15 protein-coding genes and 1 pseudogene are annotated in these 14,788 nt (G+C 42.8%); 9 read left to right on the top strand and 7 right to left on the bottom strand.

Annotated features, from left to right (window positions below; genetic code table 11):
• Positions 1–328 precede the first annotated feature (328 nt).
• The 5 genes from BS63_RS0101635 (at position 329) to queF (ending at position 3,703) form a co-directional block, all read left to right on the top strand.
• The gene (locus tag BS63_RS0101635) at positions 329–964 is read left to right on the top strand and encodes a hypothetical protein (RefSeq protein WP_002959210.1); all 636 of its coding nucleotides are present in this window, start codon (positions 329–331) and stop codon (positions 962–964) included.
• Positions 965–1,332: 368 nt separating this feature from the next.
• Positions 1,333–1,986 (top strand): 7-cyano-7-deazaguanine synthase QueC, encoded by a 654-nt coding sequence (gene queC, locus BS63_RS0101625; protein WP_002959212.1) that lies wholly within the window; start codon positions 1,333–1,335, stop codon positions 1,984–1,986.
• A complete protein-coding gene (gene queD / locus BS63_RS0101620) occupies positions 1,986–2,432 on the top strand; it encodes a 6-carboxytetrahydropterin synthase QueD (RefSeq protein WP_002959215.1) in 447 nt (148 codons plus the stop codon). Before queC ends, queD begins: the two co-directional genes overlap by 1 nt.
• A complete protein-coding gene (queE, locus tag BS63_RS0101615) occupies positions 2,429–3,145 on the top strand; it encodes a 7-carboxy-7-deazaguanine synthase QueE (protein WP_019769700.1) in 717 nt (238 codons plus the stop codon). The genes queD and queE overlap by 4 nt, the downstream gene beginning before the upstream one ends.
• A gap of 63 nt (positions 3,146–3,208) precedes the next feature.
• Positions 3,209–3,703, top strand: coding sequence for a preQ(1) synthase (queF, locus tag BS63_RS0101610; RefSeq protein WP_002959219.1), 495 nt, complete (start codon positions 3,209–3,211; stop codon positions 3,701–3,703).
• A 145-nt stretch (positions 3,704–3,848) separates the two neighbouring features.
• Here queF and xerS read toward each other — a convergent pair whose 3' ends face one another.
• The 5 genes from xerS to BS63_RS0101585 form a co-directional block, all read right to left on the bottom strand.
• A complete protein-coding gene (gene xerS, locus BS63_RS0101605; protein ID WP_002959221.1) occupies positions 3,849–4,922 on the bottom strand; it encodes a tyrosine recombinase XerS in 1,074 nt (357 codons plus the stop codon).
• 303 nt (positions 4,923–5,225) lie between these two features.
• Positions 5,226–7,064 carry a glycosyltransferase family protein gene (locus BS63_RS0101600; protein ID WP_002959223.1) on the bottom strand — a complete coding sequence of 613 codons (1,839 nt, stop codon included), beginning with the start codon at positions 7,062–7,064 and terminating at the stop codon, positions 5,226–5,228.
• Between the two features lie 66 nt (positions 7,065–7,130).
• A complete protein-coding gene (gene ffh, locus BS63_RS0101595) occupies positions 7,131–8,705 on the bottom strand; it encodes a signal recognition particle protein (protein WP_002959224.1) in 1,575 nt (524 codons plus the stop codon).
• Between the two features lie 17 nt (positions 8,706–8,722).
• Positions 8,723–9,163, bottom strand: a complete 441-nt coding sequence (locus tag BS63_RS0101590; protein WP_002959227.1) for a GNAT family N-acetyltransferase — start codon at positions 9,161–9,163, stop codon at positions 8,723–8,725.
• Positions 9,164–9,175: 12 nt separating this feature from the next.
• A complete protein-coding gene (locus BS63_RS0101585) occupies positions 9,176–9,508 on the bottom strand; it encodes a putative DNA-binding protein (protein WP_002959228.1) in 333 nt (110 codons plus the stop codon).
• Between the two features lie 139 nt (positions 9,509–9,647).
• Here BS63_RS0101585 and BS63_RS1000000112470 point away from each other — a divergent pair, with 139 nt between their 5' ends.
• From BS63_RS1000000112470 to BS63_RS1000000112460, 3 genes and pseudogenes are all read left to right on the top strand, one after another.
• Positions 9,648–9,854: an alpha/beta hydrolase-fold protein gene (locus BS63_RS1000000112470; protein ID WP_002959231.1), complete on the top strand. Its 207-nt coding sequence runs from the start codon at positions 9,648–9,650 to the stop codon at positions 9,852–9,854.
• A complete protein-coding gene (locus tag BS63_RS1000000112465) occupies positions 9,851–10,096 on the top strand; it encodes an alpha/beta hydrolase (RefSeq protein ID WP_002959232.1) in 246 nt (81 codons plus the stop codon). Before BS63_RS1000000112470 ends, BS63_RS1000000112465 begins: the two co-directional genes overlap by 4 nt.
• Positions 10,097–10,110: 14 nt before the next feature.
• Positions 10,111–10,411 (top strand): annotated as a pseudogene (locus BS63_RS1000000112460) (hypothetical protein).
• Between the two features lie 97 nt (positions 10,412–10,508).
• On the opposite strand, the gene BS63_RS0101565 reads toward BS63_RS1000000112460, so the two are convergent.
• Both BS63_RS0101565 and BS63_RS0101560 read right to left on the bottom strand, forming a co-directional pair.
• Complete coding sequence (locus BS63_RS0101565; RefSeq protein WP_002959235.1) at positions 10,509–11,207, bottom strand: GntR family transcriptional regulator; 699 nt, start codon at positions 11,205–11,207, stop codon at positions 10,509–10,511.
• 144 nt (positions 11,208–11,351) lie between these two features.
• A complete protein-coding gene (locus tag BS63_RS0101560) occupies positions 11,352–12,890 on the bottom strand; it encodes a hypothetical protein (protein WP_028798396.1) in 1,539 nt (512 codons plus the stop codon).
• Positions 12,891–13,039: 149 nt separating this feature from the next.
• Between BS63_RS0101560 and guaA the strand changes: the two genes are divergently transcribed.
• Positions 13,040–14,593, top strand: a complete 1,554-nt coding sequence (guaA, locus tag BS63_RS0101555) for a glutamine-hydrolyzing GMP synthase (protein WP_002959239.1) — start codon at positions 13,040–13,042, stop codon at positions 14,591–14,593.
• Positions 14,594–14,788 lie beyond the last annotated feature (195 nt).

Genomic DNA, 14,788 nt, shown 5'->3' with positions numbered 1-14,788 from the left:
CTGCTCGGTTAAAGTTAGTGAAAAAGATAGAGAGGGAGTTGCAAGGGAAAATTAGTAAAGGACAAAGAAAGTCGTCATAGCGGTTTTCGCAGTCGCTCTAAATAAAGGATGATAGAGCGACTTTGCCACTTGCGACAGTATGTTTGACTAGTCGATAATGCTGATCAAACATACTTAGTACAGGAGGTAGCCCGTCCACTTATAGTGGCTGGCGTTGAACACTAGGTCCTCGGGGGATTTAAGTGTCTTTCCTCCTGTGTAACCCCTTTCCTAATAGGCTTAATCATGTTATAATAGACTAAGATTTTCTAAGAAAGTTGGAAAAATAATGTCACAACGAAAGAAAAATACTTTACAACGCCTTTTGGTAATCTTAGTTTTGCTAGTTTCCCTAGGGCTCTTTGCCTGGCTCTGTACGGAAGTCTGGCAAATCAAGAATCTGGCCGAAAACCTAGGTGTACATTTTACTAACCGGCGCGGGAAACTGGCTGAGTTAGATAGTCCCGTTCAGAAACTAATCTTTATCTTCACCGGTTGGTTGGTTTTGCAAATCGCTTTCTTCATCGGTCTTTTAAACCATTTTTTCAAGTCAACAAAAAACGACAGTGAGCGTGGTAGCAGAAGAGCAGAAGAACAACGAAAATCCAATCGTTATGAATCAGAAGATAACGAGGATGATGCGGACGAAGAAAGAGATAGTCGTCGGCATCATCGCAGCCGTAAAGAGGATAAAGATGAAGACAATGACTTTGAACCTCTGGATGAAGGCCCTAAACGGCGGCAAGTTTCAGCTAAGTTGAATTTCGATGAAGACACTGACACTGAAGAATCTGTCACTTCTAATACCGTTCACATTGAAGTGACGACACCACAATCAAGCAGATATGAAGACGACGATGTTGATGAGGATTATCTGGAAGTTCCAAAACCAGTTGGTCGTCGTTCTCGCAAGGATCGTCGTTAAAAGAAAAAAGTCGAACTAAGCTTCGACTTTTTCTAATGCTCTTGCCCAGATCCCTAGCAGGAGCTGGGGGCTTTTCATTTCAAAAAGGTCAGGAATTTCCGGACTGCCCCATCGAGAAACTTGAAATAAGTCTTCCATCATGCTAAGATAGGAGAGCATATTTACTGATGTTTGGGAAAGGCCATCACTAAAAAAAACCAAGTCCTATTTAAGAAAAGTAAGCCAGAGCCAGGCAAGTCAGACGGTTTCAGCCTATGGTCTGCCTATTGCCAGCTGTGCTTGATTTCAAAGGATTCTGATTTTATTTTTTAGTGGCTTTTACCGTCAGGTAAGAGCTTTTCTTATGCAGTCACATACTGGAGGAAACTATGAAACGTCAATCTGCCTTGGTCGTCTTTTCTGGCGGTCAGGATTCAACCACTTGCCTCTTTTGGGCACTCAAGCACTATGATCACGTCGAGGCTGTGACCTTCGCCTATGGGCAACGCCATAGCCAAGAAGTAGAAGTAGCCAAAGAGATCGCTAAGGACCTGAAAATAAAACACCAGGTCCTTGACATGTCACTTTTGGGCCAAATCACTAATAACGCCCTGACTTCCGACATAGAAATTGATGCCAAAGAAGGCGAGGTTCCCAATACCTTTGTCGATGGTCGCAACCATCTCTTTCTTTCCTTTGCTACAGTCTTGGCCAAGCAAAAGGGCATCACCGACATCGTGACCGGTGTTTGTGAAACCGACTTTTCGGGCTATCCCGATTGTCGTGATGCTTTTGTTAAATCTCTCAATGTCACCCTCAATCTGGCCATGGATTATGATTTTGTTATTCAAACGCCCCTCATGTGGCTGGACAAGGCAGAAACTTGGGAATTGGCCGACCAACTAGATGCATTCGACTATGTCAAAGACCGAACCCTGACCTGTTATAATGGCATCATGGGGGCTGGTTGCGGAGAATGCCCTGCCTGCAAGCTCCGTCAGCATGGCCTAGAGACTTACTTGGCAAGAAGGGGTGAAGCCTGATGTTCTTTGCTCCAAATGAAATCAAAGAGGAGATTACTGGCCAATCACTGATTTACACTCCCAAAAGAGTGCTGGTCTCCAAGGAATTTACCTTCGACGCTGCCCACCATCTCTTTCGCTATGAAGGCAAGTGTAAATCCCTGCACGGTCATACCTATCGCTTGCAGATTGCTGTCAGCGGGCTACTGGACGAGCGGGGCATGGTTTACGACTTCGGCGATCTCAAGGCTATTTACAAGCAACACCTAGAACCCCAACTTGACCATCGCTATCTCAACGAAAGCCTGCCCTATATGAATACAACTGCAGAAAATATGGTCTATTGGATTTACAAGACAGTAGAAGCCCACTTACCAGCCAAAGACGGCCTGAGAATGGAAAGGGTCCGCCTCTATGAGACACCTAGCTCCTATGCCGAATTTAGAAGGGAATGGGACCTAGAATGAGAAAGCAACGTCAATTAAAGCTGCCAATTTTAGAAATCTTTGGCCCAACCTTCCAAGGGGAGGGACGAGCTATCGGCCAGAAGACTATGTTCATTCGAACGGGTGGCTGCGATTATCATTGTGACTGGTGTGATTCAGCCTTTACTTGGGACGATTCCGAGAAAGCCACTCCCATGACTAGTGACCAGGTCATCGCCGAATTGGACAAGCTGGGAACTTACGATTATGTGACACTTTCTGGTGGCAATCCCTGCTTGCAGGCAGCCAATATGGCTGAATTGGTCAACAAGCTCAAGGAACGTGGCGTTACCCTAGCCGTTGAAACTCAAGGGTCTCGTTGGCAGGATTGGCTCTTGGACATCGACCAAGTGACCCTCAGTCCCAAACCACCTTCCAGTAAGATGGAAGTTAATATGGAGACCCTAGACTTCATTGTCAGCAAGTTGGACCCTGCCAAGGTGACCTACAAGATTCCCATCTTCAACGATGCTGACTTGGCCTTCGCCAAGGAAATCCAAGCTCGCTATAAGCCCGATGTTCTCTATCTATCTGTCGGTAATCCCGAACCTACAGCCGAAGGTGACATTGTCCGCCATCAATTGGACCGTCTCCACGCCCTCTGGGATAAGGTTGCCCTGGATGATAGCTGGGGAAATGTCCGAGTCCTTCCTCAGCTCCACACTCTAGTTTACGACAACCAAAGGGGTGTTTAGCACAGCAAGGAAGGAGCCCCAAGCATCGCAAATACCATCAACGAAATAGAAAGAAGCAGTAGCATGACAGAAAAATCCCAAGAAATGAAAGACCTGACCCTGCTAGGCAACCAGCAGGTCCCTTACGTCTTTGACTATGATTCTAGTATCTTGGAATCATTCCAAAACCGCCATCAGGGCAATGATTATTTTATCAAGTTCAACTGTCCAGAATTCACCTCCCTTTGCCCCATCACAGGGCAACCAGACTTTGCGACCATTTATATTTCCTACATCCCAGACCAGCTCTGCGTTGAATCCAAGTCGCTCAAGCTCTATCTCTTTTCTTACCGCAACCACGGTGATTTCCACGAAAATTGCATCAACACCATTGGTAAGGACCTGGTAGACTTGCTCAAGCCTCGCTATCTAGAAGTCTGGGGTAAATTCACCCCCCGCGGTGGTATTTCCATTGACCCTTATTACAATTACGGTCGCCCTGATAGCAAGTACCAGGAAATGGCTAATTACCGCCTGCTCAATCATGACCTCTACCCAGAAACCATTGATAATCGGTAACAATTCACAGCCTTAATTTATAAATGGCTTTACGCCGAAAAGGCAATCGAAGTGACAAACATTTTGACATAGTCAAAAATCCTACAGCGACAAACTGTAGGATTAATTTTTAGATAATAGTTTACATAAATATATTTATACCATTTTATAGATTGTCCAGGGCATTCTTTTGTTCGTCGTTGACGATATGGGTGTAGAGGTCGGTGACCTGAGTAGAAGCATGACCGAGTTGATGGCTGACTAGAACTTGTGATTTGGTCGCATCATAAAGGCGAGTAGCTAGCGTATGTCGAAGCTTGTGAGGAGTTACTCGGATTTTAAAGTCTTGCGAATACTTGCCTACCATTTTTTCGATACTGGAAGCATCAATACGATTGGGGACACCACGGTATTCGGAAAGAAAGAGGGCAAGGTCACCTTTTTCGGCCTTATAACGACTCTTACGAACCTTAAGGTAAGCCTCCAGATAAGGCTTGGCGAAACTTGCTACATTGACCGAATCTCGTTTGCCACCCTTGCGGGTAACTTCGATAACCATCATATTGAGATTGACATCCTTCATATCCAGATTGACCGCCTCAGAAAGCCGGACACCAGAAGCCAGCAGCAGGGCGATAATGGCCAAATCGCGTTCCTTATTTTTTCGGAAAGATGATTTGGCCCGATTGGAGAGCTTGCCTTCGTATTCCTTGTCAACATAGTCCAGAAACTCCATGGTTTCATCGCCCAGAAAGAGCTTTTGCTTAATATTTTCCGCCCGAGCAGCTAAGGTTTCCTTTTTCTTCTTGGTCGCAACCTTTTTCATGACATTGCGGTAAAAATAGGGCTCACCATTATCATTTTCGACCTCCTCAGTCAAATACTTATAAAGACTGGAAAGAGCCGACAGAGTGCGGTTGATGGTCGTCTGAGAGACACCATTTTTAGTCGAATAGGTGTTGAGCGAAGGTCGTTCCCGCAAATAGAGGATAAAGGCCTCCATATCTTTTTTGGATAGATGTTCCAGCACCTGGAGGGGAATATCATCCGCCAATTTCTTGGCATCGGTCAAATCAGCATCCATGAGCCACTCAAAGAATCGCCGATATTCCTTGAGGTATTCGTAGAGGGTCGTGAGGCTATAAGGCACCGAGAGCTTGGATTGATAATAGTCCAGCACATACCAGGGCATAAGGGCCTTTAGTTCCTCAATTTTTTCCAGTAGTAAATCACGTCTCATATTTTTCTCCCAATCAGGAGGGTTCCAAGAACCCATTTATCTATAGTGATAGTATAACACAGACCTATATTTCTTTCAAGAAAATTACAGTTTTTCGGAAAGATGATAAGGGGAAAGCTCAGAAAGGGTTGTTTGGGCAAATTCTTTGACCACCTATAGTATCTTAGCTGGTATTTAGTGATGTGAGTAATTCAAACGACAAAACCAACAAAATATTTTTTGACAGAAAAAAACTGCCTGAATATCATCAGGCAGTTACAAATTGGTTCATTATTATTCTATTTACAGTAAATCTATTTATTTCTAGGCTGGATAAATCATCAGGCCTTTTTTCCTATTGAAATAAACGTCAACCTTGTATTTTTCCATCAAATTATAAATAAAGATATAGAGGAAAATCATGGACAAGGCCATAATGGAGGCTGCATGAGCTACTCTAGCCATTGGCGTGTACTCATAGGTGATTTTGACCTGGTGCTGACCTGGAGGGAAATGAATGGTCGTTGAGCCCGAATTACTAAGAATGGTCGGAACCACTTCCCCATCAAGCGTCACAATCTGCCCCTTGTAGCGATAAAACGGCAACTCAATGATTTGCTCCTGGCCGGTATCATTAAGGATTGTTCCTTGGGCGTAGCTATTTTTGAAGGTGAAGTTGGATTCTAACAATATTTCGCTATCTTTTATGATAACTTGGTGGGCAATTTTCTTACCTGTATCAGGTATATTATCCTTTTCCCTAGCTGAGAGATTTGCATAATCTCTTAGAGCAATGACATTTAAAACTTTGTTCAATTTATTTCTATAAGATAATTCGCTAACAACCACAGGTTTGTGATGACTGAGCGTCTTAAATATATCTGTTGAGCTTTTTATATTAACTGCTGTCAGAGAAATCAATACACCGAAGAATATCAACCCTTTAAACAGTGATTTCAACCTTCTTGTAATAAAAATCTTCGAGGCTAAAAAGGTTGAAAAAAGAGTGATAAAGCTATTTACTCGCCAAGGAAATTGGATAACATCAAGTATTTTGCTAGCATTACTTGGCCAAACAATCAACTTGCTTTCAAATAAGAGTAAAGCAATTACCCAGACGATTATGTAAAAATCTTCCTTCTTCAATTTCCTAACTTGTAATAAAATTAGGATAAAGGCTACCAAAATCAACAAGCCAGGCACCAAGGCTTTTATCTCATTTTTTAAACTTAATTGAAAAATCTCTGCGAAAGTTCTCGATGAATCATTTAAGGAAAAACCTCCAGGAGTATCAATTTTGGAATAAGAAAATTGTTCCAGTATGGAAAAAAATTGCATCGCTCCTAATGCCAAACTAGATGAAACAGAAATAAGAAAATTATAGAATCTTAAGAGCTTTTGCTCCTGAAACCAAATGCTGGTTAAAAAAATTAAGCCAACTAGGACAGCTGTCATTACCGCCGTTAAAATATGACTATAAATTAATAAGGTCACACCAAATGTTAAAATATACCACTTGCGATAATTTCCTTTGATGATTTGATATAATCCATAAAACACCAAGGGAAGAAAGGTCATTGCAATGACTTCGCCTGTAGCGAATCTAATCACAATATTTCCTAACCGATAGGCTGAAAAAACATAAAAAATAGAGAAAATATGTGAACTGAAATTGTTAGCGACAATACCTTTACTTGAATAATATGAAATTAGATAAGTAACCAGACTTAAGCAATAGACATAAATAATCCAACCGGTATAAAGACTATTAGTGAGTTTGTAAAACAAATAATAGGGATAATAGGTCAGATAGGGATAGAAAAGGTCAACACCTTGACCAACCTTGTAGAAGGCTTTGAAGTTAACCGGACTTTCTTTGATAGTAGCTAAACTCAAGACTCGATTAAGGTGAAAATGTAAATCGTCCCCATATAAGATCCCATTACTCATTAAGAGTGGAATGATATAAATTAAACTGACAATTAGAGCGATTATAAATACTTTCAAGCGATTGGAAGCATTTCGTTTGAGTGAACCCCAAGCATATCTTCCTAGTCCTTTTAAAATCTTATAGAGGCCCTGTGCGATTTCCTTGCTGGTATCTAGGGTCTGTTGCCAGTCGATTCTTTTTCCTTGAAATTCTTTATTATTGGTTTGGTTCATCATACTTCTTACTTACACAAAACTAGGGAAGTCCCAACTAATGGCTAACTTCCCTAAAATCAACTTCTACTTCTTTTTCCCGCGTTTTTTCTTGGCTTTTTTGATTTTATTGGCCTGGCGTTTCATGGCTTGGTTCATGGCGAATTGGCCAATTTTACCCTTGAGGCCACCGCCCATCATCTGGCTCATATCTGGCATACCAGCTCCACCAAGGGCTGATAAATCAGGCATGCCATCGCCTCCCACCATACCCTCTAGGGCAGACATATCCATACCACCTGGGGCATTCTTAGGAAGGCTGTTAGGGTCCAGTCCCATCTGTTTCATGGCTTTGCTCATATCACCATTCATAACGCCCTGCATCATGCCCTTGGCCCGATTAAAGTCCTTGATAAACTTATTAACGTCAACAAAGCTATTACCAGAGCCCGATGCAATCCGCCGGCGACGACTAGGGTTGAGTAAGTCAGGATTTTCCCTTTCTTCAGGCGTCATCGAGGAGACAATAGCCCTTTTACGGGCAATATCCTTCTCATCGACCTTGATATTGCTGAGGGCTGGATTACCAGCCATGCCAGGAATCATCTTAAGGATATCTTCCATCGGTCCCATATTTTGCACCTGATCCAACTGCTCAATAAAGTCATTGAAATCAAAGGTATTTTCCCGCATTTTTTCAGCGATTTCAGCTGACCGCTGCTCATCGTAATCCTGACTGGCCTTTTCAATCAGGGTCAGCAAGTCCCCCATGCCCAGAATCCGGCTGGACATCCGATCTGGATGGAAGGTTTCAATATCGGTAATCTTTTCACCGGTACCGGTAAATTTGATGGGCCGGCCAGTTATTTGTCGGACCGACAGGGCGGCACCACCGCGGGTATCCCCATCAATCTTGGTCAGTACGACACCGGTGATGTCCAATTGCTGGTTGAACTCACGGGCAACATTAGCCGCTTCTTGACCAATCATGGAATCGACAACCAAGAGAATTTCATTCGGTTGGGCCAGGTCTTTGACATCCCGCAGTTCCCGCATGAGAGTTTCATCAATCTGCAAGCGACCAGCCGTATCAATCAGGACATAGTCATTGTGATTTTCTCGTGCCTGGGCCAGACCGTTTTTGACAATTTCTGTCGCTGGAACCTCAGTTCCCATATCAAAAACAGGAACAGAGATTTGCTGACCTAGGGTTTTCAATTGGTCAATGGCTGCGGGCCGGTAAATATCGGCCGCAATCATCAAGGGACGGGCATTCTCTTCCTTGACCAGCTTGTTGGCCAATTTCCCAGCAAAGGTAGTTTTACCAGCCCCCTGCAGACCAATCATCATGATGATAGTTGGAATCTTAGGAGATTTTTCAATTTCTGCAGTCTCAGAACCCAAAATCTCGGTCAATTCCTCATTGACGATTTTGATAATCTGTTGGGTTGGGTCCAGAGTGTCAATGATTTCATGGCCAACAGCCCTCTCCCGAACGCGTTTGATGAAGTCTTTAACGACTGGCAGGGCAACATCGGCCTCAAGCAGGGCTAGGCGAATCTCCTTGGTCACCTCTTGGACATCTTTTTCAGAGAGCTTCTTCTTGCCACGAATATTTTTAAAAACGCCTTGTAAACGTTCAGTTAAACTTTCAAAAGCCATTTAATACTTCTCCATACTTAAAATTTTTTACTAAAATAATAAACATCATCCTCACGATGCATGCCTAAAGACTGATAAACAGACTGAGCTGCCTGATTGCTGACGGCAGTTTCTAGCAGCACAAACGCCGCATTCTGTGTCTTGGCGGTAGCAAAAACTTCCTTGACCAAACTTGATCCAATACCTAAACCTCGTGCCTCTTTAATGACATATAAATCATTGAGCAGGTAAGCTTTTTTCATCTGAATACTTGAAAAAATTGGATAGACTTGAGTAAAACCCAAAATTTTACCAGCTTTTTCAGCTACAAATACTAGGGATTCTTGCTTATCAAAACGTTCTTTTAAAAAGTTATAGGCTTCTTGGGAAGTAGCCTTCTGCCCAGAAATTTGGCGATAATCATTAAATAAGCTGGTAACTTCCCATAAATCCTTTTCCCGTATCCGCCGGATTATCAACTTGCACCTCTCTCAATCCCGATTATCAATACTGGTCAAAAGCGAGATATTCTCCTGCAGATAGCTATCTGCAGTGTATTTCTCCAAAATACTATCGAAAATCTGGCTACGAACAATATAATCGGAATACATGTGAAGCTTGCGCTCGTAGTCTTCCAAAATCTTCTCCGTTCGCTTGATATTGTCATAAACCGCCTGCCGACTAACTCCGTATTCCTCAGCAATCTCAGCCAGGCTATAGTCATCGGCATAATACAACTCAATGTAATTCATCTGCTTATCCGTCAAAAGCGGAGCATAGAACTCGAAAAGAGCATTCATGCGGTTGGTTTTTTCAATTTCCATAAGCCTTATTATATCAAAAAAATCAGTGATTTTATAGCTGAAAATCAGCATTTCTACCTACTCAAGATTTGTTTCTAGCAGATTTTTGCCCTATAATAAAGCTTATGCAATAAGAATAAGCCAAAGGAGTCAATTTAGAATGATTGAGTTTAAAGATTTTCACTTTCCAGCTCTTGATAAATGGCGGAAGCTGCACATCTATCTTCCTGATGACTACTATGATAGCCAAGGATCCTACTCTGTCATGTATTTCTTCGATGGCCAGAACCTCTTTTTCGACCAGATGGCCACCTATGGCAAATCTTGGGGACTTTATGATTTCTTGGAACATGGTCCAAAAAGATGATTGTCGTCGGCTTGGAATGTGGCCATGAAGGTAATGAACGTTTGTCTGAATATAGCCCCTATGATATTGACTCCGATTTCTTCGGTGCCCATATTGATGGCTTGGGTAAAGAGACCCTAGAATGGCTGATCAATGACATTAAACCCTATATTGATAGTCACTACCGCACCTATCCTTTCCGTCAAGCAACTGGTATCGCTGGCTCATCCATGGGGGTGGTCTCATGGCTATCTACTCACTAGCTAAGTATAATCAGATTTTCTCCAAGGCTGCCTGTCTATCTTCGGCTATCCTAGGAAATTTGGAAGCCGATGTGCTAGAGGCTTCAATTGATGCTAATACGCGTCTTTATCTCTCTTGGGGAAGCCAAGAGGCCGGTCCAAGTCAGGGTGACCCTTGGCAAAGTCGAGCAGCAAAAGCTAATCTCGCTATCGAGGTCGCCTTTCAAAAACAAGGGGCTACTACTTATATCTACTGCCAAGAAGACGGCCGCCATCAAGAAACGGACTGGGAAAAACAGGTTCCCATCTTTATGGACTTTTCTCTGGTTGCAGTGAGTTTTAGGAGCTACTTAGTAGTGTCTCCAAACAATTTAACATATATTTATTTATGCAAAATCACAACTTCCTAAAAGAGTCGAGACAATCGGCTCTTTTAATTATTTTCTAAATAAAATTCAAAGCGTCCGGCAACATATTGACTGCGGACATATTCAAAGGCCATTCCATCTTCCAGATAGGAAGTTTGAGTCAAGGAAAGCATTGCATGTCCTTGTTCAACAGCTAACTCCTTGGTGGTCTGCGGATCGACAATCTTTGCAGAAATGATTTGCTGACTTTTCCCGATAATATAACCATTCTCCGTCAAAGTTTGGAAAAAATGATTAGTCACTTCTTCTCTCTTGAAATTTCGGATGAGCTTTTCGGGAATACTAGTCACCTCATAGACAACGGGAATTTTGTCAGCGTAGCGAACCCGCTCCATCCTGATGATATAGGACTTAGGAGTAACCTCCAGATGACGAATCTCTTGCTCGTTGGGATAGGTCCTTTCATAAGAGATTAACTTACTAGAGGGTTCCTTTCCTTGCGCCTTGATAATTTCTGTGAAACTGGTTGTCCCGCGAATTTTTTCTTGGACACGTTGACTGGCCACATAGGTCCCACTACCTACCCGTCTTTCTAAAATTCCCTCATCAACCAATAATGTGATAGCTTGTCGCAAAGTCATTCGACTAACTTCAAATTGGTCGGACAAATCCCGTTCACTGGGCAGACGACTGCCAATCTTCCAAATTCCTTGGTCAATTTCATTCTTTATAGCATCATGAATCCTAATATAGGCTGGTAACATACCTTCCTCCCGAATTGTCTATACCAATATTGTAGCATTTTCCCAGAAAATAGCGTAGCTGGTAAGCCTCTTTGTACTGACCCAGCCTAATCCTATTTAAAGGTTAAGAATCCGAGCCCTATGAAGATTATCGTATCTAAAAGCTTAGTTTGTTGTATTGCCATAGACAGAAGTCGACGAAGCTTCCGTGAAATGAACTGGCTTGAACATCCAGTTAGTATCTTGGTGGAAGCGACTGGTAAGTGTTGAGGTGAAGGTGTTACCGGTCACAACTATGTTGCTGACATCACCTGAGTGTTGCCCCAGACTGGCTCCATAAGCGATGATTTTTCCAGATTTATCCTTATAAGGGAGGAAGGAATTATCTGTAACCGTAATATTGCTGGTCATAACCTTATTAGGATTGTAATTTGAATAGTTGGGGTCAATATCTTGGAGAATTTTACCATCCCATTCGCCCTTATTGTCAGAGGTATCAAATTGGATAGCTTCCGCATAAATATCGTGGTCCTTAGTTATCTGCGACATATCAGTCTTATCTGTCAACTCTGGTGCGTATCCTTCAAAGGTATTTCCCTTGAAGGTAGAGTTTTGGAGGCCTCCCAAGTCAAAGATATGGCTCCCCATCTTATGAACCATGGTAAAGGTATTGTTTTCGATATCCCAGTTGCTACCGTGATTGGCCATAATCATGAAGTGATCCCCCTTGGTCAAGTCCTTGGCCTGGACTGTGATATCCCGCATAGTGAAGTTTTGAACGCCATCGGTTGCACCTGGACCTGTCGCAAAGCCGAACCAATACTCCGTACCATCCACAATGAGCTTAGTGTTATCGCCACGAATTTGGGTGTTCGAAGCCAGGGTTACATATTCTGATTGAGGATTTTGACTGCCGACTGTAAAGTCGCCGCTTGGCAGTCCTAAAATAGTACCTGGATTATCTTTAGCATAATTAAAGGCATCTTCTAAAATTTTATTATTCTGACTGGCCGAGTTGGATTCTTTGAGACCAACATGATAAATATCATTAAGGCTAGATTCGCCAACGTTATAGACCTTGGTCCCATCGTCGAAAGTCAGAACATATTTATAGCCACCACCAGTGGAATAATTATAGTCAACTGCCGTGACCTTAGCAGCTTCTGAACGAAAATCACTAAGATCATAACCATCTAAGTCTGTTTGAGCAGATTGGCTAACTTGAATGGTCTTATCTTTTTTGAATTTGGCAGAGGGAGCTTTGGCTAGGTCAGATTCCTTAACTCCATTGATGCTATCTCCATTTGAAAATTTAATCGAGTAGGTCATGACCGATTTACCACTTTTGGTATCAACCTGATTATCCGATTTGATCTTGCCAATCCAATTTTGGTAATCGGTCAGATCTTTTCCCCCAATGGACTTGCTAGCCTGGCCAGAGATTTGCACCTTTTCATCTGCCTGGAATTTTGCCTTCAGGTTTTCTGAGCCTATTTGTAAATTGTTGGCAATCCCCTGAACATCATTCTTGAGTACACCAAAACTGTGAGTAACAGCTAAAAGGATAATAACAGAGATAAGAAGAACTCCTAAAGCAATCAGTTCTTGTGGCCGGAAAAGCCCCTTATGATTTTTCTCTCTTAATAGAGAATCTTTGCGGCTCTCCTTCTTTTTATGATTATTTGATGGCAATTCTTTACGCATAAGTCATATTATAACATAGATTAACCCACTAGAATAGGGCTTGCTTTCAGGAATTTTCATTCTCGATTTCCAGTGCACAAGCCCTTAAAGTGTGTTACAATGGTTTTAATAATCTGTCGGAAAACCGACAAAATTGGAAAGGATTATTGATGACTGAATTTAACAATCTTGAGAGAATCATCGTATTGGACTACGGCAGTCAATACAATCAGCTGATTGCCCGCCGTATTCGTGAAATTGGTGTTTTCTCCGAACTTAAAAGTCATAAAATTACAGCTCAAGAGGTCAAGGAAATCAATCCGATTGGAATTGTCCTTTCTGGTGGTCCCAACTCTGTCTATGCAGAGAATTCATTTGGTATTGATGAAGAAATCTTCAATCTTGGTATTCCAATACTAGGAATTTGCTACGGCATGCAACTACTGACCGCCCGTTTAGGTGGTAAAGTTCTACCTGCTGGTCAAACTGGAAACAGCGAATATGGTCAATCTACCCTCCACCTTCGTCAGGAATCAGATTTATTTGCTGATACGCCCGAAGAACAAGTCGTTCTCATGAGCCATGGTGATGCGGTGACTGAGATTCCTCAAGGTTTCCATCTGGTTGGTGACTCTGCTGACTGTCCTTATGCTGCTATCGAAAACAGCGATCGCAAGATTTACGGGATTCAGTTTCACCCAGAGGTTCGCCATTCGGTCTATGGCAATGATATTTTACGGAACTTCGCTTTAAATATCTGTGGAGCCAAAGGTGACTGGTCCATGGATAATTTCATTGAGATGGAAATTGCTAAAATCCGCCAAACCGTTGGTGACCGTAAGGTCCTCCTAGGACTGTCAGGTGGGGTTGATTCATCAGTTGTCGGTGTGCTCCTGCAAAAGGCTATCGGTGACCAATTGACCTGTATCTTCGTTGACCATGGTTTGCTTCGCAAAAATGAAGGTGACCAGGTTATGAATATGCTTGGGGGCAAGTTCGGACTCAATATCATCCGTGTTGATTCATCGGAGCGTTTCCTCAATCTTCTAGCAGGTGTTGATGATCCTGAGAAAAAGCGGAAAATTATTGGCAATGAGTTTGTTTATGTCTTCGATGATGAGGCCAGTAAGCTCAAGGGTGTTGATTTCCTAGCTCAGGGAACCCTCTATACCGATATAATCGAATCCGGTACTGAAACCGCCCAAACTATCAAGTCCCACCACAATGTCGGTGGTCTGCCAGAAGACATGCAGTTTCAATTGATTGAACCCCTCAATACCCTCTTCAAAGATGAGGTTCGCTCTCTGGGGACTGCTCTAGGCATGCCTGACGAAGTTGTTTGGCGGCAACCCTTCCCAGGACCAGGTCTAGCTATCCGTGTTATGGGTGACATCACAGCTGAAAAACTGGAAACTGTCCGCGAATCCGATGCTATCCTGCGTGAAGAAATCGCCAAGGCTGGCCTTCAACGGGATGTTTGGCAATACTTCACCGTCAATACAGGCGTTCGCTCTGTTGGTGTCATGGGCGATGGTCGGACCTACGACTACACCATCGCCATCCGGGCAATTACTTCTATCGACGGAATGACCGCTGACTTTGCCCAACTTCCTTGGGATGTCCTCAAGAAAATTTCAACCCGTATCGTCAATGAAGTTGACCACGTCAACCGCATCGTCTACGATATTACCAGCAAACCACCTGCAACTGTCGAGTGGGAATAGATAAAAATGGGCTTAAGGGCCTATTTTTTAACCCAAGAGTCCTAGTCCTAAGAGACTATCCAAATTACAGACAGGCTAAAAAAATACGGCTTGTCTTTTTTAACGTCTAATGAGTTGTGGATTTTCGCTCTGTTCTAAAGGGAAAAGAACCCCTTTCACTCTACACTCTAGCCCACAGAAAAGTTCTCTTCCTCA

The organism is Streptococcus sobrinus DSM 20742 = ATCC 33478 (genome assembly GCF_000686605.1).
Taxonomy (GTDB): Bacteria; Bacillota; Bacilli; order Lactobacillales; family Streptococcaceae; genus Streptococcus; species Streptococcus sobrinus.
This window is presented reverse-complemented; position numbering and strand designations above follow the sequence as displayed.

Coding starts and splice junctions, on each gene's coding strand:
- BS63_RS0101635 (WP_002959210.1), top strand. CDS start 329: ATGTCACAACGAAAGAAAAATACTTTACAACGCCTTTTGGTAATCTTA.
- queC (WP_002959212.1), top strand. CDS start 1,333: ATGAAACGTCAATCTGCCTTGGTCGTCTTTTCTGGCGGTCAGGATTCA.
- queD (WP_002959215.1), top strand. CDS start 1,986: ATGTTCTTTGCTCCAAATGAAATCAAAGAGGAGATTACTGGCCAATCA.
- queE (WP_019769700.1), top strand. CDS start 2,429: ATGAGAAAGCAACGTCAATTAAAGCTGCCAATTTTAGAAATCTTTGGC.
- queF (WP_002959219.1), top strand. CDS start 3,209: ATGACAGAAAAATCCCAAGAAATGAAAGACCTGACCCTGCTAGGCAAC.
- xerS (WP_002959221.1), bottom strand. CDS start 4,922: ATGAGACGTGATTTACTACTGGAAAAAATTGAGGAACTAAAGGCCCTT.
- BS63_RS0101600 (WP_002959223.1), bottom strand. CDS start 7,064: ATGAACCAAACCAATAATAAAGAATTTCAAGGAAAAAGAATCGACTGG.
- ffh (WP_002959224.1), bottom strand. CDS start 8,705: ATGGCTTTTGAAAGTTTAACTGAACGTTTACAAGGCGTTTTTAAAAAT.
- BS63_RS0101585 (WP_002959228.1), bottom strand. CDS start 9,508: ATGGAAATTGAAAAAACCAACCGCATGAATGCTCTTTTCGAGTTCTAT.
- BS63_RS1000000112470 (WP_002959231.1), top strand. CDS start 9,648: ATGATTGAGTTTAAAGATTTTCACTTTCCAGCTCTTGATAAATGGCGG.
- BS63_RS1000000112465 (WP_002959232.1), top strand. CDS start 9,851: ATGATTGTCGTCGGCTTGGAATGTGGCCATGAAGGTAATGAACGTTTG.
- BS63_RS0101565 (WP_002959235.1), bottom strand. CDS start 11,207: ATGTTACCAGCCTATATTAGGATTCATGATGCTATAAAGAATGAAATT.
- BS63_RS0101560 (WP_028798396.1), bottom strand. CDS start 12,890: ATGCGTAAAGAATTGCCATCAAATAATCATAAAAAGAAGGAGAGCCGC.
- guaA (WP_002959239.1), top strand. CDS start 13,040: ATGACTGAATTTAACAATCTTGAGAGAATCATCGTATTGGACTACGGC.